The sequence below is a fragment of the Caldovatus aquaticus genome (assembly GCF_019458025.1).
GTDB classification, from domain to species: domain Bacteria; phylum Pseudomonadota; class Alphaproteobacteria; order Acetobacterales; family Acetobacteraceae; genus Caldovatus; species Caldovatus aquaticus.
Genome location: NZ_JAHZUY010000050.1, coordinates 1 through 25,092, shown reverse-complemented (window position 1 = coordinate 25,092; position 25,092 = coordinate 1). Strand labels below are relative to the sequence as shown.

Annotated in this window: 23 protein-coding genes; 16 read left to right on the top strand and 7 right to left on the bottom strand. The window is 75.8% G+C overall.

The genetic code is table 11. From position 1 onward, the window contains the following. Both K1J50_RS14715 and K1J50_RS14710 read right to left on the bottom strand, forming a co-directional pair. Positions 1-876: AAA family ATPase (locus K1J50_RS14715; protein ID WP_220118519.1), on the bottom strand; the 876-nt coding region annotated here is incomplete at its 3' end. Between the two features lie 6 nt (positions 877-882). Beyond that, a complete protein-coding gene (locus K1J50_RS14710) occupies positions 883-2,028 on the bottom strand; it encodes an exonuclease SbcCD subunit D (RefSeq protein ID WP_220118518.1) in 1,146 nt (381 codons plus the stop codon). Between the two features lie 118 nt (positions 2,029-2,146). On the opposite strand from K1J50_RS14710, the gene K1J50_RS14705 reads away from it, so the two are divergent. The 4 genes from K1J50_RS14705 (at position 2,147) to K1J50_RS14690 (ending at position 5,709) form a co-directional block, all read left to right on the top strand. Further along, a complete protein-coding gene (locus tag K1J50_RS14705; protein ID WP_220118517.1) occupies positions 2,147-2,902 on the top strand; it encodes an MBL fold metallo-hydrolase in 756 nt (251 codons plus the stop codon). Between the two features lie 56 nt (positions 2,903-2,958). Beyond that, positions 2,959-3,558 carry an HD family hydrolase gene (locus K1J50_RS14700; RefSeq protein ID WP_220118516.1) on the top strand — a complete coding sequence of 200 codons (600 nt, stop codon included), beginning with the start codon at positions 2,959-2,961 and terminating at the stop codon, positions 3,556-3,558. A gap of 169 nt (positions 3,559-3,727) precedes the next feature. Then, positions 3,728-4,744: an NAD-dependent epimerase/dehydratase family protein gene (locus tag K1J50_RS14695; RefSeq protein ID WP_220118515.1), complete on the top strand. Its 1,017-nt coding sequence runs from the start codon at positions 3,728-3,730 to the stop codon at positions 4,742-4,744. Beyond that, positions 4,741-5,709, top strand: a complete 969-nt coding sequence (locus K1J50_RS14690) for a tripartite tricarboxylate transporter substrate binding protein (RefSeq protein ID WP_220118514.1) — start codon at positions 4,741-4,743, stop codon at positions 5,707-5,709. Before K1J50_RS14695 ends, K1J50_RS14690 begins: the two co-directional genes overlap by 4 nt. Positions 5,710-5,827: 118 nt before the next feature. Here the strand turns inward: K1J50_RS14690 and K1J50_RS14685 are convergent, their stop codons facing one another. Beyond that, a complete protein-coding gene (locus K1J50_RS14685; protein ID WP_220118513.1) occupies positions 5,828-6,658 on the bottom strand; it encodes a DUF2076 domain-containing protein in 831 nt (276 codons plus the stop codon). Positions 6,659-6,771: 113 nt separating this feature from the next. Then, entirely contained in the window at positions 6,772-7,290 is a 519-nt protein-coding gene (locus K1J50_RS14680) for a CoA-binding protein (RefSeq protein WP_220118512.1), read from the bottom strand. 127 nt (positions 7,291-7,417) lie between these two features. On the opposite strand from K1J50_RS14680, the gene K1J50_RS14675 reads away from it, so the two are divergent. Both K1J50_RS14675 and K1J50_RS14670 read left to right on the top strand, forming a co-directional pair. Next, complete coding sequence (locus K1J50_RS14675) at positions 7,418-9,121, top strand: glycoside hydrolase family 17 protein (RefSeq protein WP_220118521.1); 1,704 nt, start codon at positions 7,418-7,420, stop codon at positions 9,119-9,121. A gap of 59 nt (positions 9,122-9,180) precedes the next feature. Beyond that, positions 9,181-9,483, top strand: a complete 303-nt coding sequence (locus tag K1J50_RS14670; RefSeq protein ID WP_220118511.1) for a hypothetical protein — start codon at positions 9,181-9,183, stop codon at positions 9,481-9,483. A gap of 240 nt (positions 9,484-9,723) precedes the next feature. Here K1J50_RS14670 and K1J50_RS14665 read toward each other — a convergent pair whose 3' ends face one another. Next, entirely contained in the window at positions 9,724-10,113 is a 390-nt protein-coding gene (locus tag K1J50_RS14665; RefSeq protein WP_220118510.1) for a hypothetical protein, read from the bottom strand. A gap of 56 nt (positions 10,114-10,169) precedes the next feature. Between K1J50_RS14665 and K1J50_RS14660 the strand changes: the two genes are divergently transcribed. Then, the gene (locus tag K1J50_RS14660) at positions 10,170-11,003 is read left to right on the top strand and encodes a S49 family peptidase (protein ID WP_220118509.1); all 834 of its coding nucleotides are present in this window, start codon (positions 10,170-10,172) and stop codon (positions 11,001-11,003) included. 26 nt (positions 11,004-11,029) lie between these two features. Here K1J50_RS14660 and K1J50_RS14655 read toward each other — a convergent pair whose 3' ends face one another. Beyond that, positions 11,030-11,962 (bottom strand): dihydrodipicolinate synthase family protein, encoded by a 933-nt coding sequence (locus K1J50_RS14655; RefSeq protein WP_220118508.1) that lies wholly within the window; start codon positions 11,960-11,962, stop codon positions 11,030-11,032. Between the two features lie 29 nt (positions 11,963-11,991). Then, the gene (locus K1J50_RS14650; protein WP_220118507.1) at positions 11,992-12,420 is read right to left on the bottom strand and encodes a ketosteroid isomerase-related protein; all 429 of its coding nucleotides are present in this window, start codon (positions 12,418-12,420) and stop codon (positions 11,992-11,994) included. Positions 12,421-12,494: 74 nt separating this feature from the next. Between K1J50_RS14650 and K1J50_RS14645 the strand changes: the two genes are divergently transcribed. The 9 genes from K1J50_RS14645 (at position 12,495) to K1J50_RS14605 (ending at position 24,779) form a co-directional block, all read left to right on the top strand. Then, positions 12,495-13,409 (top strand): glycine--tRNA ligase subunit alpha, encoded by a 915-nt coding sequence (locus K1J50_RS14645; RefSeq protein WP_220118506.1) that lies wholly within the window; start codon positions 12,495-12,497, stop codon positions 13,407-13,409. Between the two features lie 8 nt (positions 13,410-13,417). Beyond that, positions 13,418-15,571 carry a glycine--tRNA ligase subunit beta gene (glyS, locus tag K1J50_RS14640; RefSeq protein WP_220118505.1) on the top strand — a complete coding sequence of 718 codons (2,154 nt, stop codon included), beginning with the start codon at positions 13,418-13,420 and terminating at the stop codon, positions 15,569-15,571. A 70-nt stretch (positions 15,572-15,641) separates the two neighbouring features. After that, positions 15,642-18,314 carry a pyruvate, phosphate dikinase gene (gene ppdK / locus K1J50_RS14635; RefSeq protein ID WP_220118504.1) on the top strand — a complete coding sequence of 891 codons (2,673 nt, stop codon included), beginning with the start codon at positions 15,642-15,644 and terminating at the stop codon, positions 18,312-18,314. Positions 18,315-18,401: 87 nt separating this feature from the next. Continuing rightward, the gene (locus K1J50_RS14630; RefSeq protein ID WP_220118503.1) at positions 18,402-19,268 is read left to right on the top strand and encodes an SDR family oxidoreductase; all 867 of its coding nucleotides are present in this window, start codon (positions 18,402-18,404) and stop codon (positions 19,266-19,268) included. Positions 19,269-19,413: 145 nt separating this feature from the next. Continuing rightward, a complete protein-coding gene (locus K1J50_RS14625; RefSeq protein ID WP_220118502.1) occupies positions 19,414-20,784 on the top strand; it encodes a cytochrome P450 in 1,371 nt (456 codons plus the stop codon). Between the two features lie 181 nt (positions 20,785-20,965). Beyond that, complete coding sequence (locus K1J50_RS14620) at positions 20,966-21,970, top strand: Bug family tripartite tricarboxylate transporter substrate binding protein (protein ID WP_220118501.1); 1,005 nt, start codon at positions 20,966-20,968, stop codon at positions 21,968-21,970. Between the two features lie 69 nt (positions 21,971-22,039). Beyond that, on the top strand, positions 22,040-23,500 hold the full coding sequence (hydA, locus tag K1J50_RS14615; RefSeq protein WP_220118500.1) for a dihydropyrimidinase: 1,461 nt from the start codon (positions 22,040-22,042) through the stop codon (positions 23,498-23,500). A 50-nt stretch (positions 23,501-23,550) separates the two neighbouring features. After that, positions 23,551-24,384 carry a HesA/MoeB/ThiF family protein gene (locus K1J50_RS14610; protein WP_220118499.1) on the top strand — a complete coding sequence of 278 codons (834 nt, stop codon included), beginning with the start codon at positions 23,551-23,553 and terminating at the stop codon, positions 24,382-24,384. Further along, a complete protein-coding gene (locus K1J50_RS14605) occupies positions 24,381-24,779 on the top strand; it encodes a DsrE family protein (protein WP_369413615.1) in 399 nt (132 codons plus the stop codon). The genes K1J50_RS14610 and K1J50_RS14605 overlap by 4 nt, the downstream gene beginning before the upstream one ends. Positions 24,780-25,092: the final 313 nt, after the last annotated feature.

The window sequence follows — 25,092 nt, the reverse complement described above, 5'->3', positions numbered from 1 at the left end:
ATCCGCCGCGACGGCGGGCGCCTTTGCCTCCAGCGCCGCGCGGGCCGATTCGGCCTCGGCAAGGCGGGCGAGCCGCGCCGCCGCGCTGCGCCCGGCCTCGAGCGCCGCTTGCGCGGCGCGCGCCGCCGTCTCCGCCGCCGCCTGGCGGGCCTCCGCCTGCTCGGCCTCGGCCGCCAGCGCGGCGCGCGCCGCCGCGGCCGCCTCTGCGGTCTCGGCGCCCGCCTGGCCGAGCAGGACGCGGCGCCGCTCCTCGATCCGCCGCACCTCCTGCGTCGCGGCCCTGGCCTGCTCGGCGAGCGCGTCCTGGATGCGGCGGTAAAGCGCGGTGCGGAACAGCGTCGCCAGGATCGCCTGGCGGTCGCCGGGCTTCGCGGTGAGCAGCTCGCGGAAGCGGCCCTGGGGGAGCAGCACCACCTGGCGGAACTCCGCCGCCTTGTAGCCGAGCAGCGCCTCCAGCGCGGCGCGCACCCTGCCCTCGCCCTCCGCGAGCAGCGCCGGGGCGTTTCCGTCCTCGCCGAGGCGCCACAGCGCGACCTCGCCGGGCACCGTCACCGTGCCGGCGCCTCTGAGCTTCGGCCGTTCCCAGGCCGGGCTGCGGCGGACGCGGTAGCGCGCGCCGCCCAGCGCGAAGTCGTACTCGACCAGCGTCGGCAGCCCCGGCGGCGCGTGGTGGCTGCGCAGGTGCCGCGCCTCGCGGTCGGCGCCGCTGCTCTCGCCGAACAGCGCGTAGCAGAGGCCGTCCAGGACGCTGGTCTTGCCCGCCCCGGTCGGTCCGTGGATGAGGAACAGCCGGTGCTCGCCGAGACGGCCGAAATCGATCTCCTGCGCGTCGCCGTAGGCGGCGAAGGCCTGCAGGCGGAGGCGCAGCGGGCGCATCGCGCGTCAGCCCTCCGCGGCCAGCGCCGCCTCGACGGCGTCGCGCGCGATCCGGCGCGCGGCGTCCGGCAAGGGACGCGCGCGCAGCGCCAGGTGGAACTCCTCGACCAGCGCCAGCGGGTCGGCGGCGGCGCGCGCCGAGGGGCCGGCGGCGAGGGCGTCGCGGTCGAGCGTCTCGTGCCGCGCGAAGGCGAGCTCGAGCACGTTGGGATAGGCCTCGCGCAGGCGGTCCATCGCGCCCCAGACGGGGCCGGCATCGGTCAGCACCACGCGCAGCCAGTCCGCGCGGTCCTCCGGCCGCTCCATGGCCAGCACCTCCGCGAGCGTGCCCTGCACCACGCGCAGCGCCCGCTTCGGCGTCAGCGGGATCTCCTCGGTCCGCACCGCGCCCGCCGCGTCGAGCTCGACCAGCGTCACCGACTTGCGCTGCCCCGCCTCGGAGAAGGAATAGGCGAGCGGCGAGCCGGCGTAGCGGAGGCGCCCGTCCTCTCCGATCGCCTGCGGCCGGTGCAGGTGGCCGAGCGCGACGTAGTGGAACCCCGCGAACCGCGCCGGCGAGACCGCCCTGGCGCCGCCCACCTGCAGCAGCCGCTCGCTCTCGCTGGTCAGCCCGTCGGCGAGGAAGGCGTGCGCCACCATCACCGTGCGCGCGCCGGGCGGGCAGGATTCGCGCAGGCGGCGGCAGATCACGGCGAAGCCGCTGTCGTGGCAGGCGACCGTCTCGTCGCCGAGCAGCTCCGCCAGCAGCAGCGGCGAGGCGTAGCCGGAGGGCAGCACCCAGACCTCGCCGTGCGCATCCTCGAAGCGGATCGGCGCGCCGAGCGCGGAGTCGGCGATGTGCAGGCCGCCCGCGCGCATCAGCCGCGCGCCGAAGGCGAGGCGCTCGGTCGCGTCGTGGTTGCCGGGGATCAGCACGGCCGGGATGCGCAGGCCGAGCACCACCTCGCCCAGGATGTCGTCGAGCAGCTCCACCGCCTCGATCGGCGGCACGGCGCGGTCGAACACGTCGCCCGCGATCAGCAGCACATCGGGCCGCGTCTCGCGCAGGATGTCGAGGAACTGGCCGCGCAGCAGGTGCGCCTGGTCCTCGAGGAAGGAGGCGCCGGCCAGGCTGCGGCCGAGATGCCAGTCGGCGGTGTGCAGCAGGCGCACGCGAATCGGCCTCCGGCGGGCGGAACGGGAGGCGAACAGACACCGGGCGGGCGGGGTGGCGCAAGAGGGGGCCCGCCACTACCCTTCCCGGCGGCATCGCAACGGAGGAACGGCGCGCATGTACCGGATTGACGTGCTGGTGCAGGGCTATCCCGGCAAGAGCGTCTGCCACGGCGGCCTCGGCTGGAGCACCATCGCCCTGCTGCGCTCGGCGACCCGCACCGTCCTCGTGGATGTCGGGGCCTTCTCGATCCGGCCGGAGCTGAAGAGGCAGCTCGACGCGCGCGGCGTGAGGGCGGAGGACGTGACCGACATCCTCCTCACCCACGCGCACTGGGACCACAGCGTCAACTACACCTTGTTCCCCAACGCGACGGTCTGGATCGGCCGGACCGAGATGGACTGGGCGACGAAGGTCCCGGTCGGCTTCAATCCGCTGCCGGAGCTCTATGTCGCCGACCTCGCGCGCTCGCCGCGGCTGCGCCTGCTCGAGCACGGGCGGGAGTTCCTCGACGGCTTCACGGCCCACGAGGCGCCGGGCCACACGCCGGGCTGCCTGCTGTTCTACCTGACCGCCAACGAGGTGCCGGTGCTGTTCACCGGCGACGCGGCGAAGAACCGCGCCGAGCTCCTCTCCCGCGCGGTGGACATGACGATGGACCGGCAGGCGAGCGAGGCCTCGCTCGACGCCATCTGGGCGCTGTGGCGCAAGGTGCCGGGCACGCTGCTGGTCCCCGGCCACGACCTCACCATGCGCCTCGGCGCCGACGGAAGGCCGGAGTACGTCGGCCAGCGCCGCGCCGGCATCAAGGCGTGGTTCGACGAGGACCTGGCGGTGACGGAGGAGTTCGACATCTCCGCCCCGAAGCTGTGAGCGCAGCGCGCGCAACGCTCTCCCGCCGGCGGGCCGGGCCGCCGCAGCGCGCCTGGGTGCGCCTGCCCTCCGGCCGCCGGCTCGACCTGCTGGCGCCGACGCCCCTCGACTGGACCGACGCCGACCTCGCCACCGGCCTCGCCCGCACCTTCCGCTGGGGAGGGCATTCCGTCTGGCCGGAGCCGCTCTCGGTCGCGCAGCATGCGCTGACGGTGCTGCACCTGCGCCGCGCCCGCGCCGGCGGTCCGCTCGGCGCGGCGGAGGCGCTGCGCGAGCTGCTGCACGACGCCGAGGAGGGGCTGATCAACTTCGACTGCATCGCGCCGCTCAAGCCCTTCCTCGGCCCGGCCTTCACCGAGCTGCAGGAGCGCCTGCGCGCGGCGGTCGCCGTGCGCTACCGGCTGCCGCCCTGGACGGCGGAGGAGAAGCGCGCGCACAAGGCCGCCGACGTCGCGGCGGCGGCGGCGGAGGCGGTGCATGTCGCCGGCTGGAGCCGCGAGGAGGTGCGCCGCACCCTCGGCATCCGCGTCGCGGTGATCGAGGCCGATCCGCTTGCCGCGGCCTATGGCGGCACGCCCTGGCGCCCCTGGCCGCCTGACCTGGCGGCGGAGCGGTTCCTCGCCGAGCTGACGCGGCTGGAGGCGGCGCGGCGCTGAGCGCGTCCGCGCCCGCGGCCGAGGACGCCGCCATCCTCCCTCGTCGCCGTCCCCTGCGGCCGCAGGCGCCGGCCCCGGCGGGATCGGGCGCGCGCACAAGATGCGCCGGGGCTTCATGCCGGCCGCCATCCGGTCCATCCTGCGCCCCGAAACCGGGAGGGACCCCTGCATGCCGGACGCCGCGCTGCCCATCGCCGGCCATCGCTTCCTCATCGTCGGCGGCGCCAGCCTGGTCGGCTCCGCCACCGCCGGCGAACTGCTCGACCACGGCGCCGCCGAGGTGGTGCTGTTCGACAACCTCGCCTTCGGCTCGGAGGAGGCGATCGCCCACCTGCGCGGCCATCCCCGCCTGCGCCTCGTGCGCGGCGACGTGATGCGCCTGCCCGACCTGCTGCGCGCCGCGGAGGGCTGCCACGGCGCCCTGCTGCTCGCCGCCTACATGACGCTCTCGATGGACCGCGACCCCTGGGGCGGGCTCGACGTCAACATCCGCGGCGTGCAGAACGCGCTCGAGGCGGCGCGTGCCAACCGGCTGCGCAAGGTCGTCTTCGCCTCCTCCAACGCGGTCTACGGCTACGGCCCCGGCGTCTCGGGCGAGCTCGTCGAGAGCACGCCCTTCCACAGCCACGGCGCGCCGCCGGCGGCGATCCTCTACGGCGCCTCCAAGATCATCGGCGAGCAGCTCTGCCGCGACTATCACCGCAGGCACGGGCTCGACTACGTCGTGCTGCGCTATTCCACGGTGTACGGCGAACGCCAGCACTACCGCGCCGCCAACGCCCTCTACATCATCGAGACCTACGACCGCATCCGCCGCGGCGAGCGGCCGCAGATCTACGGCGACGGCAGCGAGACCAAGCACTTCGTCTATGTCGGCGACCTCGCCCGCGCCAACCGCATGGCCTTCGAGAGCGCGGCGACCGACGTCGCGGTCAACACCTCCGGCCCGGCGCCGATCACCACGCGCGAGCTGGTGCGGCTCGTCACCGAGCTCGCCGGCGGCGGCCCCGAGCCGGAGTTCGTCGGCGACGAGCCGGGCAAGGTGCGCCTGACCAGCGGCGGCGCCTTCCGCATCGCGCACGAGGAGGCGGGGCGCGTCCTCGGCTGGAAGCCGCAGGTGGACATGCGCGAGGGCCTCCGCCGCCTCATCGCCTGGCTCGAGAGCAACGAGGGGAAGCGTCCATGACCCGCACCACGATCACCCGCCGCGCGGCGCTCGCCGCCGGCCTCTCCACGCTCGCCACGCCGGCGATCACCCAGACCGTGCGCTTCCCGGAGCGCCCGATCGAGATCGTCGTCGGCTTCGTCCCCGGCGGCGCCACCGACCTCGACGCGCGCGCCTTCGCCCGCTTCCTCGAGCAGCGCCTCGGCGGCACCGTGGTCGTCGTCAACCGGCCCGGGGCGGGCGGCGAGGTGGCGCTCGGCACCGTCGCGCGCGCGCGGCCGGACGGGCACACCCTCGGCACCACCAACATGCCGGGGCTGGTCACCATCCCGATCGAGCGCCAGGCGCAGTTCCGGCTCGACAGCTTCGCGCCGATCGCCAATCTCGTCACCGACCCGAGCGCGATCTCCTGCCACGAGGACAGCCCCTGGCAGACGCTCCACGACGTCATCGAGGCGGCGCGGCGCGCGCCGGACCGCATCACCTACGCCTCGCCCGGCATCGGCTCGGACGACCATCTCCAGCTCGTGCTGCTGCAGGAGGCGACGGGGACGCGCTTCGTCAACGTCGTCTTCCAGGGCGACCCGCAGCTGCGCACCGCGCTGCTCGGCAAGCAGGTGGACCTGATGGGCCTCAATCTCGGCCCGGTGACGGCGAACCCGGAAAAGATCCGCGTCCTCTCCCAGGGCGGCGCGACGCGCAGCCGCTTCCGCCGCGACGTGCCGACCCTGCGCGAGCTCGGCTACCCGGTGGAGATGGCCTCCGAGCGCGGCCTCGTCGCGCCCGCGGGGACGCCGCCCGCGATCCTCGCGCGGCTGCGGGAGGCGGCGGCGGACATCGCCAGGGACCCGGAATTCGTCCGCATCCTCGAATCCCGCTTCACCGAGCCGCTCGCCGAGATCGGCGAGCCCTGGTTCGCCCGCCTGCGCGCCGCCGAGCAGCGCTACCGCGAGCTGTGGGCGCGCGTGCCCTGGTCGGGGCGGTAGCGCCTCCGGCCCGCGCGGCGGCGGCGAGCGGGCGGAAAGCGAAGGCGCGGGCCGCGGGATCCTGCCCCGCGGGCCGCGCCGCATGGCGCAGGGCGGCCGCGGGGCCGCCCCGCCGTGGTCAGATCTCCTCGTCCCCGCCGGCGTCGTCGTAGCCGCCGACGTCGTCATAGCCGGCCGGCTGGGCATCCTCCTGGACCCAGTCCTCGGCCGTCTCGGGGGGCGCCGCGTCCTGTCCCGGCGTCTGCTGGCCGCCCCAGAGGCCGGCGGCCTGGCCCGGATCCGTCCAGGGCGAGGCGGCGCCGACCGGTTCCTGGGCGAAGGCGCCCGCCCCCGCGCCGCCGAAGCTCGCGGCATGGGCGGCGCCGGCCGCGCCGTGGCCCGACAGCATGTTCATCAGGACGTTGCCGAGCACCATGCCGCCCGCCACGCCCGCCGCGGTGGACAGCGCGGTGCCGAGGAAGCCCGGCCCGCTCCGGCCCGCCATGGCCGACGGCTGCAGCATCTGCGCGCTGGCAGCCCCCGGCGGCGGCGCGACCGGCTGCGGCCGGGGCGGCATGGGCGGGGGCGGGGGCACCGCCGCCGCCCGGCCGCCGAACAGGCCGCCCAGGAACCCGCCGCCCTGCCGGGCCGCCTGCGCCCGGGCCTCGGCGTACTGCGCCTGGCGCCGGACGTTCTCCAGCTCCCACTCCAGCTCCTGGATGCGGTTCTGCGCCTGGATCAGCGCCGCCTCGGTCACGAAGGCGAACTGCGCGATCCGGTAGCGCGCCTCCGGATAGCGCTGGAACAGGTCGGCGATCAGGCGGTCGGCCTCCGGATCGATCGGCGGCAGAGGCGGACGCTGCTGGGTGGCCGGCACGCTGCCGCCGCCCCAGGCGCCGCCGCCCCCCGGCTGCACGCCGGCGATCCGCTCCACGAAGGCGGTGATGATCCGCCGTTCCTCGTCGGTCATGTCTTCATTCTCCCGGACCCGGCCTGTTCCCGGCTGATGACGTCGGGCCGCCCGGGAGCGGGCGGCCCGACCCGGCCGGGCCGCACGCCACGTGGCCCGAAACCGGGAGGGATTCAAGGCGATTCGCCGGCGGCTCCACGGCGGCGGGTGCCGCCCGCCGGGGCGCGGGCGCGCGGTCGGCCGGCGGCGGGGCCGATCCGCTCCGGCAGGCCGAGGCGGCGCCACTCGATGACGGGGCAGCGGTCCATCACCACCGCCACGCCGCGCGCCCGCGCCCGCGCCGCGGCCGCCTCGTCCACGACGCCGAGCTGCACCCACACGGTCCGGGCGCCGAGCCGCACCGCCTCGTCCACCACCGCCCCCGCCTCGGAGGAACGGCGGAACACGTCCACCATGTCGAGCGGCGCGGCCTCGGCGAGCGAGGCGACGACCCGCGCGCCGTGCAGCGTCCGCCCGGCGAGGGCGGGATTGACCGGAACGACCTCGTAGCCGCGGTCCACGAGGAAGCGCGTCACGCCGAAGCTCGGCCGCGACGGCCGGTCGGAGGCGCCGACCACCGCGATCCGCCGCGTGGTGAGCAGGATGCAGCGGATCTCCTCGTCGCTCGGGGCGAAGGCGGCGGCTTCGGGCATGGCCGGTCGGGCTCCTGGTCCGGGGGTGGGGCGCGGGCGGGCGGGGCCCGCGGCGGCCGGCCGCATCGCCGGCGTGCCGCGGCGGCGCCGCGCTTCCGCCGCAATGGCGGAGCAAGGCGTGGGCGCGATGCTAGCGGCCTTCTCCTGCCGGCGCACCCCGTCCCCGGCCGTCCTCGCGCTCCTGCTGCTGCTCGGCGCGCTGCTGACCGCGCTCGCCTGGTGGCTGCCGAACCGTCCGCGCGCCGGCGACGTGCCGATGGTGGCGGAGCGGTTCAACGCGGTGAGCTTCGCCCCCTTCCGCCCCGGCCAGTCGCCGCTGCGCCGCCGCTACCCGAGCGCCGCCGAGGTGGAGGCCGACCTCGCGCTGCTTGCCCCGCGCGTGCGCGCGATCCGCACCTATGCGAGCCTCGAGGGCGACTACGACGTGCCCGCCCTTGCCGCGCGCCACGGCCTGAGGGTCTGGCTGGGCGCCTGGCTCGGCCCCGACGCCGCGCGCAACGCGCGCGAGCTCGCGCGCCTGATCGAGAGCGCCAACCGCCACCCGGAGACCGTCGAGCGCGTCGTCGTCGGCAACGAGGTGCTGCTGCGCCGCGACCTGCCGGTGGAGCAGCTCGCCGCCGCGCTGGATCGGGTGCGCGCCGCCGTGCGCCAGCCCGTCACCTACGCCGACGTCTGGGAGTTCTGGGCGCGGTTCCCGCAGCTCGCCGCGCATGTGGACATCGTCACCATCCACATCCTGCCCTACTGGGAGGACGAGCCGCACGGCGTCGCGCGCGCCGTCGCCCACGCGCGCGCGGTGGTGCAGCGGATGCGGCGGATGTTCCCCGGCAAGCCGGTCGCCATCGGCGAGGTCGGCTGGCCGAGCCGCGGCCGCTGGCGCGCCGACGCCGCGCCCTCGCGCGTCAACCAGGCGGTGTTCCTGCGCGAATTCCTCCGCTTCGCCCACGAGGAGGGCCTCGACTACAACCTGATCGAGGCCTTCGACCAGGAGTGGAAGCACCGGCTCGAGGGCACGGTCGGCGCCGCCTGGGGGCTGTTCACCGCCGACCGGCGGCCGAAATTCCCGCTCGCCGGGCCGGTGGTGGAGAACCCGGACTGGCCGCTCCACGCCGGCCTGGCGGTGCTGCTTGCGCTCGCGCTCTGGGCGGGGACGCTGCAGGCCTTCCCGCGCCTTGCCGGCGCGGCGCGGGCACGGCTGGCGGCGCTGTGCTTCGCGCTCGGCAACGCGCTCGTCCTCGCGGCGGTCGGCACCCTGGCCGAGGCCCTGGACGCGCCCCTCCGGCTTGCCGCGGCGGTCAACCTCGGCGGGCAGGCCCTGCTCGCCGTCCTGCTGCTGCGCCGCGCGGCGCTGCGGCTCGCCGGCGCGCCGGTCGAGCCGCCGCGCGACGGGGCGCAGGCGACGGCGACGCTGCGCGCGCTGCTCGCGGGCCGCGGCGGGCGCCTGCTGCGCGGCTGGCGCCGCTGGGCGCTGGACGACCTCTCCTTCCTGTTCCTCTGGACCGCGATGGCGCTGCAGCTCCTCCTGCTCGTGGATCCCCGCTATCGCGACTTCCCCTTCGCGAGCTTCGCCGTGCCGCTGGTCGCGGTGGCGGCGCGCACGCTGATGCGCGACCTGCCGCGCGGCGGGGGCGGGCGCGAGGAACTCTGGGCCGGAGGCGCGCTGGCGCTGGCGGCGCTGGCGAGCGCCGTCCGCGAGGGGGCGGCCAACCTGCAGGCGCTGGGATGGACCGCCTGCGCGCTGGTCCTCGCCGCGCCGCCGCTGCTGCGCTGCCTCGCGCCGCGGCGCCGGCCGGCGGCGGAGGCCGCGGCCCCTGCCGCCTGCGGCGGCTGACAGGCGCCGCCGACAGGGGCTAGGGTGGGATCGTTGCCGCCCCGGAGCATCCCGCCGCCGTGACCGCCGCGCCCGCGCACCATCTGTTCCTCGCCGCGCTGGTCCTCGGCACGGCGATGATGCTGCTGCCGCTCTGGGCCGCCTGGCCGCCGCCCGGGGACGTCGAGGCGGCCGACACGGCGCGCGCGAGCTTCGCCGCCGGCGCGCTGGTCCTCGCCGCGGTCGCGGCCGCGATGGTCTGGCGCTGGCGCCGGCTGGGCGACGCGGCGCTCGGGCGCTATCGCAAGGGGACGGCGCTGGCGATCGGGGGCTGGGCGGTCGCCTGGGCGGCGGCGAGCCTGCTCGTCCGCGCCGCTGCCTGAACCCGGCCGGCGCGGATCCGGCGCGGGACCGGCGGCGGCACCGCCCGCGGGCGCGTCCGAGCGGAACGGCTCCAACCCGGCGAAGGCCGCGCCGAGGGGCGCTCCCGGCCGCGTCCGGCCATCCGCGCCCGGCTCCTCTGGAGGCGTTTCCGCCCGGCTGCGCGCGCGGCAACGGCTCCGGCCTGTTGTCCGGCGAGCGGATCCACGCTCCCGGCTGTTTCCCGCCGTCCGCGATCCGCCCTATTGCCCGGGCGGCGGGGCGCCAAGCGCGCGCGGCGCCTGCCGCCCCGCGCCGCCGATCCAGGCCCAGGCGCCGAGCAGCAGGCCGAGCATGCCCCAGGTCGCGTTGTGGTTCGCGATCGCCGCCGCTCCGAGCGTCACCGCCGCCACGCGCACCCAGAACGGCCCGCCGAGGAAGGCCCGGAGCCCGAGCAGCAGCGCGCCGCCGCCCCAGAGCTGCCAATGCTGCAGCCAGAGCAGGGCCGCGCGCGGGTGGCAGGCGAGGGGCGGCGCCGCCGCCGCGCAGGCGGCGCCCCAGGCGCGCGGCTCGACATGGAGCGCGCGGTAGAGCAGCAGCAGGCCGAGCACGCCCGCCGCCACCGCCAGCCCGATCCAGTCCCGCCGTGCCATGGCGCCCCCGGTGCCAGCGTTTCATGGCGGCCTCAAGGCGGGTATCTGGACATCCCATGGCCGCCCTTCCGCTGCTCGAGTCCCGCCCCCGGATCGCCCTGGTCCGCCTCCAGGGCCTGATCGTCGCGCGGCCCGCGCCGCTCGCCGGCGGGCTCAACATCGCCTCGGTCGGCCCGCTGCTCGAGCGTGCCTTCGGCCTCCGCCGCCTCGCGGCGGTGATGCTCGCGATCAACTCGCCGGGCGGTTCGGCGGCGCAGGCCTCGCTGATCGCGGGCCGCATCCGGCGCCTGGCGGAGGAGAAGAGGCTGCCGGTCATCGCCTGCGTCGAGGACGCCGCGGCCTCCGGCGGCTACTGGCTCGCCTGCGCGGCGGACGAGATCGTCGCCGACCCGGCGAGCATCCTCGGCAGCATCGGCGTGATCAGCGCGGGGTTCGGCTTCCACGACGCGATCGGCCGGCTCGGCATCGAGCGGCGGGTGCACACGGCCGGGGAGGAGAAGAGCTTCCTCGACCCCTTCCGCCCCGAGCAGCCGCGCGACCGCGAGCGGCTGGACGAGCTGCTCCGCACGCTGCACGAGGAATTCAAGGCCTGGGTGCGCGCGCGGCGCGGCGCGCGCCTGAAGGCGCCGGAGGAGGTGCTGTTCAGCGGCCGCTTCTGGACCGGACGGCAGGCGGTGGAGCTCGGGCTCGCCGACCGCATCGGCGACTCCGAGAGCGAGGCGCGGCGCCGCTTCGGCGAGAGGGCGCGCCTGATCCCGATCGGCGCGCGGCGGGCGCCCTGGCCGTGGCGCCTGCTGCCGGGGGTCGGCGCCGGCCTCGGCGCCGGCGCCGGCGAGGCGCTGGCGGCGGCGATCGAGGAGCGCGCCGCCTGGGCGCGGCTCGGCCTGTAGCGCCCCGGGCGGCGGGCGGGCCGGCCTCAGAGGCCGAGCGCGGCCACCCTGCGTTCGACCCGCGCCAGCAGCCACTCGACCTCGGCGACCGTCTCCGGCGTCAGCCGCGGCGCCGGCGGGCGCAGGGCCGGGCAGGCGATGACGCCGCGCCGCGCCAGCACCCACTTGCGCACCGCGAGGCCGAGGCCGGGCTGGTGCTCGTAGCGCACCAGCGGCAGGTGGGCGTCGAACAGGTCGTGCGCCGCCTCGCGCCGGCCCTCGCCGAGCAGCGCCCGCACCCGCACCAGCATCTCCGGGAAGGCGTAGCCGGTCATCACGCCGTCGCAGCCGCGCTCCAGCTCGAAGGGGAGGAACAGGCCGCCATTGCCGGAGAGGATGCTGATCCGCCGCATCCGCCCCTCGGCCTCCAGCCGCCGCAGCGCGGTGATCTTGTCGAGGCCCGGCCAGTCCTCGGCCTTCAGCATGACGAGGCGCGGATCGGCCGCGGCCATGCGGCGGACCATCTCGGCGGTGATGGTGACGCCGGTGGGGAGCGGGAAGTCCTGCAGCACGAAGGGGATGTCGCCGCACGCCTCCGCCGCCTGGGCGACGTAGGCGATCACCGCCTCGTCGCCGCGCAGGCCGGCGGGCGGGGCGATCATCACCGCGGCGGCGCCGGCCTCGGCCGCGCCGCGGGCGAGGGCGCGCATGGTGGCGAAGCCGGGCGCCGAGACCCCGACCACCACGGGGACGCGCCCGTCCACCCGGCGCAGCACTCGGCGCACGAAGCAGAGCGACTCCTCCTGGTCGAGCTTCGGCGCCTCGCCCATCACGCCGAGCAGGGTGAGCCCGCTCGCCCCGGCCGCCAGGTAGGCGTCGGTCATGCGGTCGGCGCTCGCCTCGTCGAGCGCGCCGGTCTCGGTGAAGGGGGTGGGGCAGATCACGAACACCCCGGATGCCGTCTCGTCCAGCCGCCGCATGCCTGTCCCTCCTGCCGGCACGCGCGACCCTAGCCGCCGGCCCCGTTCGGCGCCACCTGGCGCAGCCAGTCCTGGAGGTTGTAGTAGGTGGTGACCCGCGCGATCCGGCCCTCGCGCAGCAGGAAGAAGGCGCCGGCCGGGAGGCGGTAGCGCTGCCCCGCGGCCGGCGGCAGGGCGTCGTCGGTCGCGACGTAGGTGCCGAGGACGGTGAACTCCGCCGCCGCGCGCGTGCCCGTCGGGTCGGTCATCACCGCGAGGTCCACCACCTGCTCGCGGTAGCAGCGGTCCATGTGGGCGAGGAAGGCGGCGAAGGCCGCGCGCCCGACCTCCCGCCCGCCCTGGTTGACGTCGTGGACCACGTCCTCGGTGAGGAGGGCCAGCATCCCCGGCCGGTCGCCGGCGTTGAACGCCTCGTAGTAGCGGCGGACCAGGGCGGCGGCGGCGTCGCGTTCGGGCACCGGGGCGTTCCTTGCGGGGGGCGGGGGCGGCCACTATGGTGCGCCGCACCACGGCGGCCGCAAGTCCGAATGCCATGCACGAGAGCGGGAGACCCCCGAGCTTCCAGGACATCATCCTGCGCCTGCACGCCTTCTGGGGCGCGCAGGGCTGCCTGATCCTGCAGCCCTACGACATGGAGGTGGGCGCCGGCACCTTCCACCCCGCGACGACGCTGCGCGCGCTCGGGCCGCGGCCCTGGAGCGCCGCCTACGTCCAGCCCTCGCGCCGCCCGGCGGACGGCCGCTACGGCGAGAACCCGAACCGGCTGCAGCACTACTACCAGTACCAGGTGATCCTGAAGCCCTCGCCGCCCGACCCCCAGGGCCTGCTGATCGAGAGCTACCGGGCGCTCGGCATCGACCCGCTTCTGCACGACATCCGCTTCGTCGAGGACGACTGGGAGAGCCCCACCCTCGGCGCCTGGGGCCTCGGCTGGGAGGTCTGGTGCGACGGGATGGAGGTGACCCAGTTCACCTACTTCCAGCAGGTCGGCGGCATCGCCTGCGAGGTGCCGAGCTGCGAGCTGACCTACGGCCTCGAGCGCCTGGCGATGTACATCCAGGGGGTCGAGAACGTCTTCGCCCTCGACTTCAACGGCCGCGGCGTGACCTACGGCGAGGTGTTCCTGCGCGCCGAGCGCGAGTTCAGCGCCTACAACTTCGAGCACGCCGATGTGCCCACCCTGTTCCGCCACTTCGACGACGCGGAGCGCGAGTGCAACGCGCTGCTCGCGAAGGGCCTGGCGCTGCCGGCCTACGACCAGTGCATCAAGGCGAGCCACCGCTTCAACCTGCTCGATGCGCGGGGCGCGATCAGCGTCGCCGAGCGGGCGGCGTTCATCGCCCGCGTGCGGGCGCTGGCCAAGGGCTGCTGCGAGGCCTGGCTGGCGGGCGAGGGGGCGGGGGAAGGCCAGGCGCGGCCGTCCCCGGCCGGCGCGGCGGGGGCGTGAGGGTGCCGATGGCCGAACTCCTGCTCGAGCTGCTCTCGGAGGAGATCCCGGCGCGCATGCAGGCGCGCGCGGCGGAGGACCTGAAGCGGCTGCTCGGCGCCGAGATCGCGCCGCTGCTCGCCGGGCGCGAGCCGCGCGTCAGCCACGGCCCGCGGCGCCTCGCCCTCGTCGCCGAGGTCGAGCCCGCGGTCGAGACCCCGGGCCGGGAGGAGCGCGGCCCCCGCGTCGGCGCGCCGGAGCAGGCGATCGAGGGCTTCCTGCGCAAGCACGGCGCGACGCGCGCCGCGCTCCGGCAGGAGGGGGCGTTCTGGGTCCTCTCGCGGCCGGGCGAGCGCATCGAGGCGCGGGCTCTCGTCGCGCGCGCGGTGCCGGCGGTGCTGCGCGCCTTCCCCTGGCCGAAGTCCATGCGCTGGGGGCGCGGCGGCGGCTTCGCCTGGGTCCGGCCGCTCAAGCGCATCCTCTGCCTGCTCGACGGCGCGGTCGTGCCGTTCGACCTGCGCCAGGGGGACGACGACGCGCACGGCCTGCGCAGCGGCGACGAGACCGAGGGTCACCGCATCATGGCCCCCGGCGCCTTCGCGGTGCGGAGCGCGGCGGAGTACGTCGAGGGCCTGCGCGCGCGCAAGGTGATTGTCGAGGCGGAGGAGCGGGCGCGGATCATCCGCGAGGGCGTGGCGCGCCTCGCCGCCGCCGAGGGCTTCGAGGTGGTGCCCGACGAGGGGCTGCTCGCCGAGGTCGCCGGCCTCGTCGAGTGGCCGGTGCCGCTGCTCGGGCGCATCGACGACGCGTTCATGGACCTCCCCCCCGAGGTGCTGCGCACGACGATGCGGGTGAACCAGCGCTACTTCGCGCTGCGCACGCCGGAGGGCCGCGCCGCGCCGCGCTTCGCGCTGGTGGCGAACGTCGCGGCGCGCGACGGCGGCGCCGCGATCGTCGCCGGCAACGAGCGGGTGCTGCGCGCGCGCCTTGCCGACGCGCGCTTCTTCTGGGACCAGGACCGCAAGGAGCGGCTGGAGAGCCGGCTGCCGAAGCTGGACGGGGTGGTATTCCACGCCGGGCTCGGCTCGCTGGGCGAGCGGGTGCGGCGGCTGGAGCGGCTGGCGCGGATCATCGCCCTCCACGTCGGCGCCGACCCCGCGCTGGCGGCGCGCGCGGCGCGGCTCGCCAAGGCCGACCTGGCGAGCGGGATGGTCGGCGAGTTCCCCGAGCTGCAGGGGGTGATGGGCCGCTACTACGCGCTGCACGACGGCGAGGACGCGCGCGTGGCGGAGGCGATCGCGGCCCACTACCGGCCGGTCGGCCCGAACGACGCGGTGCCGGACGAGCCGGTGGCGATCGCGGTGGCGCTCGCCGACAAGCTCGACCAGCTGGTCGGGTTCTTCGCGATCGGGGAGAAGCCGACCGGATCGGGCGATCCCTTCGCGCTGCGGCGCGCGGCCCTCGGCGTGATCCGCATCGTGCGGGAGAACGGCCTGCGGCTGCCCCTGTTCCCGATCCTCGAGGCCGCGCGGCGGGGGATCGAGCGGAGCCTCGAGGAGGCGCGGCGCGAGCGCGAGCGGGCGGCCGGGCGCGAGCGCGCCGTGATCGTCGTGCCGAACCCGGACCACGAGATCCTGCGCGAGGTGCGCCCGGAGACGGTCGAGGTCTACGACTTCCTCACCGAACGCCTGCGCGTGCAGCTCCGCGCCGAGGGCATGCGCCACGACGTGGTCAGCGCCGTCCTCGGCGTCGTGCGGGACGACGACCTCAATCGCCTGCTGCGGCGCGCCGATGCGGTGCGCCGCTTCCTCGAATCGGAGGACGGCGCCAACCTGCTGGTCGCCTACCGCCGCGCCGCCAACATCCTCCGCATCGAGGAGCGCAAGGACGGGCACGCCTACGACACCGGCTACGAGCGCCATCTCCTCAAGGCGCCGGAGGAGGAGGCGCTGGCCGAGGCGCTGGAGACCGCCGCCCGCCGCGTCGAGCTCGACCTCGAGGCCGAGGACTTCGAGCGGGCGATGGACAACCTCGCCGCGCTGCGCGCGCCGGTGGACGCGTTCTTCGACCGCGTCACGGTCAACGATCCGGCACCGGAACTGCGGCGCAACCGTCTGCGTTTGCTCGCCCGGCTGCGAGCAGTGATGGACGCGGTGGCGGACTTCTCGAGGATCGAGGGCTGAGCGGCACGGCCGCGCCGCGCCGCGCGCCCGGGGCGCGGACCGGCCCGTTCACGGAGAAAGGGGAAACCCGATGACGAAGTGGGTGTACAGCTTCGGCGCCGGCCGCAACGAGGGCCGCGCGGAGATGCGCGACCTGCTCGGCGGCAAGGGCGCCAACCTCGCCGAGATGGCCGCGATCGGCCTGCCCGTCCCGCCCGGCTTCACCATCACCACCGAGGTCTGCGCCTACTACTACGCGCACGGCCGGCGCTACCCGGAGGACCTGCGGCCGCAGGTCGAGGCCGCGCTGCGCCGCGTCGAGGAGGCGGTCGGCGCGCGCTTCGGCGACCCCGCCAAGCCGCTGCTCGTCTCCGTCCGCTCCGGCGCGCGCGTCTCCATGCCCGGCATGATGGACACGGTGCTCAACCTCGGCCTCAACGACGCCACGGTGGAGGGCCTGGCGCGGAATTCCGGCGACGCGCGCTTCGCCTGGGACAGCTACCGGCGGTTCATCCAGATGTACGGCTCGGTCGTCCTCGGCGTCGAGCACCACCGCTTCGAGGAGATCATCGAGAACGTCAAGCTCGACAGGGGCGTGACCGAGGACACCGCGCTCGGCGCGCAGGACTGGCACCGCGTCGTCGCCGGCTACAAGGAGATGGTGGAGGAGGTCACCGGCCGGCCCTTCCCGCAGGACCCGGAGGCGCAGCTCTGGGGCGCCATCGGCGCCGTGTTCGGCTCCTGGATGAACCAGCGCGCCATCACCTACCGCCGGCTGCACGACATCCCGGAGGAGTGGGGCACCGCCGTCAACGTGCAGGCGATGGTCTTCGGCAACATGGGCGAGGACTGCGCCACCGGCGTCTGCTTCACCCGCGATCCCTCGACCGGCGAGAACGTCTTCTACGGCGAGTACCTCATCAACGCCCAGGGCGAGGACGTGGTCGCCGGCATCCGCACCCCGCAGCCGATCCTCAAGGCGCGCGCCAAGCCGGGCGAGCGCAGCATGGAGGAGGCGATGCCCGAGGCCTTCGCCGAGCTGATGCGTGTGCGCGAGACGCTCGAGCGCCACTACCGCGACATGCAGGACATCGAGTTCACGGTGCAGCGCGGCCGGCTCTACATGCTGCAGACGAGGAACGGCAAGCGCACCGCCGCCGCGAGCCTGAAGATCGCCGTGGACATGGCGCGCGAGGGACTGATCGACGAGCGCGAGGCGGTCTCGCGCGTGAACCCCGCCGCCCTCGACCAGCTCCTGCACCCCACCCTCGACCCCAAGGCGCCGCGCAAGCTGCTGGCCAAGGGCCTGCCCGCCTCGCCCGGCGCGGCCTGCGGCGTCGTCGTGTTCTCGGCCGACGAGGCCGAGGCGCGGGCGCAGAAGGGCGAGAGCGTCATCCTGGTGCGCGTCGAGACCAGCCCCGAGGACATCCACGGCATGCACGCCGCCAAGGGCATCCTGACGACGCGCGGCGGCATGACCAGCCACGCCGCGGTGGTGGCGCGCGGCATGGGCCGGCCCTGCGTCGCCGGCGCCGGCGGCATCACCGTGGACTACAACGCCCAGACGATGATGTCGGGCGGCCAGGTGGTGCAGGCGGGCGAGACCATCACGCTCGACGGCAGCACCGGCGAGGTCTTCATCGGCGCGGTGCCGATGATCGAGCCGCAGCTCTCCGGCGACTTCGCGACGCTGATGGAGTGGGCCGACAGGGTCCGGCGCCTGCGCGTGCGCGCCAACGCCGAGACGCCGACCGACGCCGAGACCGCGCGCCGCTTCGGCGCCGAGGGCATCGGCCTCTGCCGCACCGAGCACATGTTCTTCGATCCCGGGCGGATCGGCGCCGTGCGGCAGATGATCATGGCCGAGAGCGAGGGCGGCCGCCGCGACGCGCTCGCCCGCCTGCTCCCCTTCCAGCGCCAGGACTTCGTGGAGCTGTTCCGCATCATGGCGGGGCTGCCCGTCACCATCCGCCTGCTCGACCCGCCGCTGCACGAATTCCTGCCGCATGGCGAGCACGAGATCGAGGAGGTCGCCGCCGCCCTCGGCACCGATGTCGCGCGGATGCGCCGGCGCCTGGCCGAGCTCTCCGAGGCCAACCCGATGCTCGGGCACCGCGGCTGCCGCCTCGGCATCACCTTCCCCGAGATCTACGAGATGCAGGCCCGCGCCATCTTCGAGGCCGCGGCCCAGATCGGCAAGGAGACGCACAAGGCCCCGCTGCCGGAGATCATGATCCCGCTGGTCGCCACGCGGCGCGAGCTCGAGATCACGCGCGCCATCGTCGACAAGGCGGCGCAGGAGGTGTTCGCGGAGCAGGGCTACCACGTCGCCTACAGCGTCGGCACCATGATCGAGCTGCCGCGGGCGGCGCTGACCGCCGACGCCATAGCCGAGGCCGCGGACTTCTTCTCCTTCGGCACCAACGACCTGACGCAGACCACCTTCGGCCTCTCCCGTGACGACGCCGGGAAGTTCCTGCCCCTCTACGTCGAGAAGGGGATCCTGCCGAAGGACCCCTTCGTCAGCCTGGACGTGGACGGCGTCGGTGCCCTCGTGCGCATGGCGAGCGGGAAGGGCCGCGGCGTGAAGCCCGACCTCAAGCTCGGCATCTGCGGCGAGCACGGGGGCGATCCGGCCTCGATCCGGTTCTGCGAGGAGGCCGGGCTCGACTACGTCTCCTGCTCCCCCTACCGCGTGCCGGTGGCGCGGCTCGCCGCGGCGCAGGCGGCGCTGTCGGGCGGCGGCGTGGACCGCACCGCCTGAGCGGTCCGGCGGCGGGGCGCCCGCGCGGACGCAACCGCGCGCGGCGACGCCCGTTCTGGGCGCACCAGCCAGGCGGACCCGCAGGCCATGTCCGAGCAGCAGCAGTTCCCGCCCCAGCGCCAGGGCCGCCAGCCCGGGCGCGAGACCGCGATGCGCCCGCAGCCGCGGGACCGCATGGAAGGCTACCGGGCGGCCGGCAGGCTCGAGGGCAGGCGCGCCGTCGTCACCGGCGGCGATTCCGGCATCGGCCGCGCCGTCGCCATCGGCTTCGCCAAGGAGGGCGCGGACGTCGTCATCCTCTACCTCGACGAGCACGAGGACGCCGCGGAGACGAAGCGCCAGGTCGAGGCCGCCGGCCGGCGCTGCCTCGCCATCCCCGGCGACGTCGGCGACTTCGACCACTGCCGCCGCGCCGTGCAGGAGGCGGCCGGGTTCCTCGGCGGCCGCATCGACATCCTCGTCAACAACGCCGCCGAGCAGCACGTCGAGAAGGAATTCGAGGAGATCGACCCGGCCCAGGTCGAGCGCACCTTCCGCACCAACATCTTCGCCTATTTCTGGATGGCGAAGGCGGTGCTGCCGCACATGCCGGAGGGGGGCGCGATCATCAACACCACCTCCGTCACCGCCTACAAGGGCAGCCCGGCGCTGACCGACTACGCCGCCACCAAGGGCGCCATCGTCGCCTTCACGCGCAGCCTGAGCCTCGCGCTCTGGGAGCGGAAGAGGATCCGCGTCAACGGCGTCGCGCCCGGCCCGATCCGGACGCCGCTGATCCCCGCGAGCTTCGACGAGAAGGGCACCGCGCGCCACGGCAGCAGCGCCGAGATGGGCCACGCCGGCCAGCCGGACGAGGTCGCGCCCTGCTTCGTCTTCCTCGCCAGCGACCAGGACAGCGGCTACATGACCGGCCAGGGCCTGCGTCCGAACGGCGGGACGGTGGTGAACGGATAGGAGCCTCTTCCCGGCCGCCGGCAGCGCGCCCGGCGCCCCGGGCTCCCCTGTCCGGGAATCGTCGCGTCCGCCCGCGACCCGGCCGCGGCGCCGCGTGCGCGCGGGCACAGCGCCGCAACCGCCAATGGCGTAAGATGGCGGCGCGATGGACGCGCACGCCCTCGGCCTCCCGGTCCCGCCCATGCCGCCGCCGGCGGCGCGCCCGCCCTCCTTCCTGCGCCTGGTGCTCGGCGGCCGCGGCGACCTCCTCTCCCTCTTCCCGGCGGAGGCCTACCGGCGCCAGGTCATGTCCTTCCGCCTGCCCGGGCGGCTCGTGCTGGTGCTCAACCACCCCGAGGTGGTGCGCGAGGTCTTCGTCGGCCGCCACGACACCTACCAGCGCAAGAGCCGCTTCATGGAACGGGCCCTCGCCCCGGTGATCGGCGACAGCCTGTTCATCAACCACGGCGCCGTCTGGGCCGAGCGCCGCGCCGTGATCGGCCCGGAGCTGCACCCCGCGAAGCTCGAGCGCTTCCACCCCCTGTTCCTGCGCGCCGCCGAGGAGCTGGCCGAGGATCTCGCGCGCGCCGCGCCCGGTCCGGTCGAGCTCTCCGCGGCGCTCGCCGCGGCGACCGCGCGCGTCGTCATGCTCGCCCTGTTCGGCGAGCGGGGAGCGCGGCGCGCGGACGCGGCGGCGCTGGCCGGCGCCTTCGCCGCCTACCAGGCGGCGGCCGAGAACCTCGACCTGTTCCACCTGCTCGGCCTCCCCGCGTGGCTCCCCAGCCCGCAGGGCCGCGCCGCGCGGCGCGCGGCGCAGGCGATCCGCGGCCTGATCGCGCGTCTGCTCGCCGCCACCCCGCCGGGCGCGGGAGCGCCGCTGCTCGAGGCCGTGCGCGCCGCGCGCCGCCCCGACGGCGCGCCGCTGCTCGCGGGCGAGGCGCTGGTCGACGAGGTCGCGATGCTGCTGCTCGCCGGCAGCGAGACCGCGGCCAACGCCCTGACCTGGACGCTCTACCTCCTCGCCGCACATCCGGAGGCGGAGCGCCGCGTGCGCGAGGAGCTCGCCGCGCTGCCCGCGGCCCCGGGGGCCGACACGCTCGCCCCGCTCGTCTTCACCCGCGCCGTGCTGCAGGAGGCGATGCGGCTCTACCCCCCGGTCGCGGTGCTGTCGCGCCAGGCCCTCGGCCCCGACCGCATCCGCCGCTGGAGCGTGCGGCCTGGCGACACGGTGCTGTGCGTGCCCTGGCTGCTGCACCGCCACGCGATGTGGTGGGAGCACCCGCACGCCTTCCTGCCCGAGCGCTTCCTGCCCGAGGCGGCGCGCCGGCAACCGAAATTCACCTACATGCCGTTCGGCCTCGGCCCGCGCGTCTGCGCCGGCGCCGCCTTCGGCATGGCCGAGATGCAGGTGTTCCTCGCCGTGCTGCTGCGCCGGCTCGCCTTCTCGGTGCCGGAGGGGTTCGCGCCGCGGCCCTTCTGCCGCCTCACCCTGCGCGCGGCCGGAGGGATGCCCTTGCGCGTCGCGCCGCGCCGGTGAGGCGGCGCCGGGGCGGCGGGCGGCCCGCGATCCGCCTTGTCCCGGCGCGCGGCCGCGGCTCCGGGTGTGGTCTGTCGCGCGGATTCACGCCCCCGGCTGTTTCCAGCCGTAGGCGATCGGCTCTAGGCTTTCCCGAGGGCGGAGCCACGGCAAGGCGGCCCGCCCGTCGCAGGGAGGAACCATGCATCGTCGCAGCCTGGTCCGCGCTCTCGCGGCCGCGCCGCTCTCCGCGCCCGCCCTCCTCGCCGCGCCGCGGCGCGCGGGGGCGCAGGCCGGCGGCGCCTATCCCAGCCGCCCGGTCCGCATCATCGTCCCCTTCCCGGCGGGCGGCGCCACCGACACCTGGGCGCGCCTGGTCGCCGAGGGCATGCAGCCGGAGCTCGGCCAGCCGATCGTGATCGAGAACCGCGGCGGCGGCGGCGGGCTGATCGGCACCGACGTCGCGGCGAAGGCGCCGCCGGACGGCTACACCCTGCTCTACAACATCACCACCCATGTCCAGGCGCCGGTGGTGCTGCGGCGCTTCCCCTACGATCCGGTCCGGGACTTCGCCTTCATCGGCCGGCTCGGCACCACCGCCATCACCTTCTGCGTCGGCCCGGCGGTGCCGGACTCGGTCGCCACGCTCGCGGATTTCGTCGCCTGGGGCCGCGGCCGCCCGCTCGCCTTCGGCAACTACGCGCAGGGCTCCACCGGCCACGCCTTCGCGCTGCTGCTCGCGCGGGAGGCGGGGCTCAACGTCACCCACGTCGCCTATCGCGGCGAGGCGCCGATGCTGCAGGACCTGCTCGCCGGCCAGTTCCACGGCGGCTTCCACAGCACCGTCACGGCGGGGGAGATGATGCGCGCCGGCCGCATCCGCCCGCTCGCCACCGGCGGGCCGGACCGCGTGCCCTCGCTCGCCGACCGCGTGCCGACGCTGCTCGAGCTCGGCTACTCGCGCCGCTTCGGCTTCTCCGGCTTCAACGGCCTGTTCGCGCCGGCGCGCGTGCCGCAGGCGGTGCTCGACCGGCTGGTGCCGGCCTTCCGCAAGGTGGCGACCAGCCCCGAGACGATCCGCCGCCTGCGCGCGATGGACACCATCCCGGGCTACGAGGACCCCGAGACCTTCCGCGCCTCGGTCGAGCGCGCGCTGCGTGAGTGGCAGGAGATGGCCGAGGCGCTCGACCTCTACTCCACCGCCTGAGCGGCCGCCGGCGCCCTTGCCGCCGCGCGCCGCGCCGCGCCATGCTGGGCGCGGAGCGGGGAGGCGCCCATGGCCGAATTCGACCTCGCGGTGCGCGGCGGGCAGGTGGCGAGCGGCTTCGGCGGCACGGTGCGCTGCGACATCGGCATCCGGGACGGACGCATCGCTGCGCTGGCGGAACGGATCGCCGGCGCGGCCCAGGTCCTCGACGCCGACGGCCTGCTGGTGCTGCCGGGCGGCGTGGACAGCCACTGCCACATCGAGGAGCCGCAGGCCGACGGCACGGTGAGCGAGGAGGGCTTCGTCACCGCCTCGGCCTCCGCCTTCGCCGGCGGCACCACCTCCGTCGTCTGCTTCGTGCCGCAGTGGAAGGGGCAGGGGGTGTGGGAGCGCTACCGGGACTACCGCCGGCGCGCCGCGGGCGGGATGCTCGATCACGCCTTCCACCAGATCGTCACCGATCCGACCGACCGCGTCGTCGCGGAGGAGCTGCCGCGCGTCGTCGCCGAGGGCGTGCGCAGCCTGAAGGTGTTCCTCACCTACGAGCCGCTGCACCTGACGGACGGGCAGTTCCTGCGCGTGCTCGCCGCGGCGCGCCGGCTCGGCTGCCTGGTCAGCGTGCACTGCGAGAACCGCGACGCGATCGCCTGGCGCACCGCCGAGCTGCTGCGGGCCGGCCTCGCGGCGCCGAAATACCACGCCTGGTCGCGCCCGGCGGTGGTCGAGCGCGAGGCGACGCACCGCGCCATCGCGCTCGCGGAACTCGTGGACCAGCCGATCCAGGTGTTCCACGTCTCCTGCGCCGAGGTGGCGGAGGAGATCGCCCGCGCCCAGGCGCGCGGCCTCAAGGTGTGGGGCGAGACCTGCCCGCAGTACCTGGTGCTGACGGCTGCCGACATGGACCGTCCCGGCTTCGAGGGCGCCAAGTTCGTGTGCAGCCCGCCCCCGCGCGCCCGGGAGGAGCAGGCGCGGCTGTGGGAGATGATCCGCCGCGGCACGCTCGACGTCGTCTCCTCCGACCATTGCGGCTTCTCCTACGGGGGCGAGCGCGGCAAGGCGGCGCACGGCCGCGACGCTCCCTTCCCCGACATCCCGAACGGCATCCCCGGCCTCGCCGCGCGGATGCCGCTGCTGTTCAGCGAGGGCGTGGCGCGGGGCCGCATCGGGCTCGACCAGTTCGTGCGGCTCGTCAGCACCAACCCGGCGCGGCTGATGGGCCTCTATCCCCGCAAGGGGGCGATCATGGTCGGCAGCGACGCCGACCTGGTGCTGTGGGACCCGGCGCGCCGGCAGCGCCTGACCAACGCGCTGATGCGGCACGCGATCGACTACACGCCCTACGAGGGGCTCGAGGTCATTGGCTGGCCGGTCGCCACCATCCGCCGCGGCGTCGTGGTGATGCGCGAGGGCAAGGTGCAGGCGGAGCCGGGCAGCGGCCGGTTCCTCCCGCGCGACCCTTACGCGATGATCCGCCCGCGCGGCGTGGTGCCGGACGGCTTCGACCCGGCGCCGCCGCCCCCCCTGGCCTGAGCCGCCCGGGGGTCCTTCTGCCCGCGCCGTCCGCGCCCTATCTTCGGGCGATGGTGACCCTCGACTTCACGGAAGCGGAGCTGCACCGCTACTCGCGCCACATCCTGCTGCCCGAGGTCGGCGCAATCGGGCAGGCGCGGCTGCGCGCCTCCTCGGTCCTCGTGGTCGGCGCCGGCGGGCTCGGCTCGCCGCTCGCCCTCTACCTCGCCGCGGCGGGCGTGGGCCGCATCGGCATCGTGGATCACGACGCGCTCGAGCTGTCCAACCTGCAGCGCCAGATCGCCCACACCACCGCGCGCCTCGGCCGCAACAAGGCGGAGAGCGCGGCCGAGGCGCTCGCCGCCCTCAATCCGGAGGTGCAGGTCGAGGTCCACGCCCGCCACCTCGACGCCGATGCGGCGGAGGCGCTGATCCCCCGCTACGACCTGGTCTGCGACGGCACCGACAACTTCGCCACCCGCTTCCTGCTCGGCGACGCCTGCCACCTGCTCGGCCGCCCGCTGGTCTCGGCGGCGGTGCTGCGCTTCGAGGGGCAGCTCGCGGTGTTCGAATCGCACCGCGGCCCGCCCTTCCCCTGCCACCGCTGCCTGCACCCGGAGCCGCCGCCGCCCGGCCTGGTGCCGAGCTGCTCCGAGGCCGGGGTGCTCGGCGCCGTCACCGGCGTGATGGGCACGCTGCAGGCGACCGAGGCGCTCAAGCGCCTGCTCGGCATCGGCGAGAGCCTGGCCGGGCGGCTGCTGATCTGGGATGCGCTCGACATGCGCTTCCGCACCGTGCGCCTGCGGCGCGACCCGGCCTGCGCGCTGTGCGGCGAGCGGGCGACGATCCGCGACCTCGCGGCGCACCGCGCCGCCCCGGCGGCGCCCCGGGTCTGCGCGGCGTGAGCGGCGCCGCCGCCTCGCACCTGCCGCTCGGCGTGCTGCTGCTCTCCGGCGGGCACGAGCGGGCGCACTACGCGCTGGTGCTGGCGACCGGCGCGGCGGCGATCGGGCGGCCGGTGGTGCTGTTCGCCACCAATGCCGGCTGCCGGCTGCTGCTGCGCCCGCTGCCGGCGGAGCTGCTCGCCGATCCGCGCGAGGCGGCGCTCGCGGCGCGCGGGGTGGCCGGACTCGGCGCGCTGCTCGCGGCGGCGGCCGAGCTCGGCGTGCGGCGCATCGCCTGCGAGGCCGGGCTGCGCGCCGAAGGCCTCGCCGGCGCGCCCCTCGCCGAGGGGGTGGAGGTGGCGGGCGTCGTCACCTTCCTGGCGGCCGTCGGCGCCGGGCAGATCGTATCGGTGTAGCCGCGGGCCGGCCCCTCTCGCCCTGCGCTTGACCCTGGGGTGGCGGCGGGGGAACAGAGGCCGCATGCGCCGCCGCATCGTCCCGTTCCCCGCGCTGCCGCCTGGCCTGCTGGCGCTCGTTCTCGGTCTGGCCGTCATGCCGCCCCTGACGCCGGCGCTCGCCCAGTCGAGTCTCGGCGGGTTCGGCGCCCCGCTGCCGCCGCCGCGTCCGCCCGGGACCGCGGCGCCGGGTCCGGCCGCGCCGTCGGACAGCGCCCCGGCGGCGCCGGCGCGGGCGGCGCCCGCCCCTCCGGCCCCCGCCCGGCGCGCGCCT

Excerpts from the sequence above, each read along its gene's own strand:
- glyS (WP_220118505.1), top strand. The coding sequence starts at position 13,418 with ATGGCCGAACTCCTGCTCGAGCTGCTCTCGGAGGAGATCCCGGCGCGC.
- K1J50_RS14695 (WP_220118515.1), top strand. The coding sequence starts at position 3,728 with ATGCCGGACGCCGCGCTGCCCATCGCCGGCCATCGCTTCCTCATCGTC.
- ppdK (WP_220118504.1), top strand. The coding sequence starts at position 15,642 with ATGACGAAGTGGGTGTACAGCTTCGGCGCCGGCCGCAACGAGGGCCGC.
- K1J50_RS14675 (WP_220118521.1), top strand. The coding sequence starts at position 7,418 with ATGCTAGCGGCCTTCTCCTGCCGGCGCACCCCGTCCCCGGCCGTCCTC.
- K1J50_RS14620 (WP_220118501.1), top strand. The coding sequence starts at position 20,966 with ATGCATCGTCGCAGCCTGGTCCGCGCTCTCGCGGCCGCGCCGCTCTCC.
- K1J50_RS14660 (WP_220118509.1), top strand. The coding sequence starts at position 10,170 with ATGGCCGCCCTTCCGCTGCTCGAGTCCCGCCCCCGGATCGCCCTGGTC.
- K1J50_RS14625 (WP_220118502.1), top strand. The coding sequence starts at position 19,414 with ATGGACGCGCACGCCCTCGGCCTCCCGGTCCCGCCCATGCCGCCGCCG.
- K1J50_RS14685 (WP_220118513.1), bottom strand. The coding sequence starts at position 6,658 with ATGACCGACGAGGAACGGCGGATCATCACCGCCTTCGTGGAGCGGATC.
- K1J50_RS14645 (WP_220118506.1), top strand. The coding sequence starts at position 12,495 with ATGCACGAGAGCGGGAGACCCCCGAGCTTCCAGGACATCATCCTGCGC.
- K1J50_RS14665 (WP_220118510.1), bottom strand. The coding sequence starts at position 10,113 with ATGGCACGGCGGGACTGGATCGGGCTGGCGGTGGCGGCGGGCGTGCTC.
- K1J50_RS14655 (WP_220118508.1), bottom strand. The coding sequence starts at position 11,962 with ATGCGGCGGCTGGACGAGACGGCATCCGGGGTGTTCGTGATCTGCCCC.
- hydA (WP_220118500.1), top strand. The coding sequence starts at position 22,040 with ATGGCCGAATTCGACCTCGCGGTGCGCGGCGGGCAGGTGGCGAGCGGC.
- K1J50_RS14690 (WP_220118514.1), top strand. The coding sequence starts at position 4,741 with ATGACCCGCACCACGATCACCCGCCGCGCGGCGCTCGCCGCCGGCCTC.
- K1J50_RS14680 (WP_220118512.1), bottom strand. The coding sequence starts at position 7,290 with ATGCCCGAAGCCGCCGCCTTCGCCCCGAGCGACGAGGAGATCCGCTGC.
- K1J50_RS14630 (WP_220118503.1), top strand. The coding sequence starts at position 18,402 with ATGTCCGAGCAGCAGCAGTTCCCGCCCCAGCGCCAGGGCCGCCAGCCC.
- K1J50_RS14705 (WP_220118517.1), top strand. The coding sequence starts at position 2,147 with ATGTACCGGATTGACGTGCTGGTGCAGGGCTATCCCGGCAAGAGCGTC.
- K1J50_RS14610 (WP_220118499.1), top strand. The coding sequence starts at position 23,551 with ATGGTGACCCTCGACTTCACGGAAGCGGAGCTGCACCGCTACTCGCGC.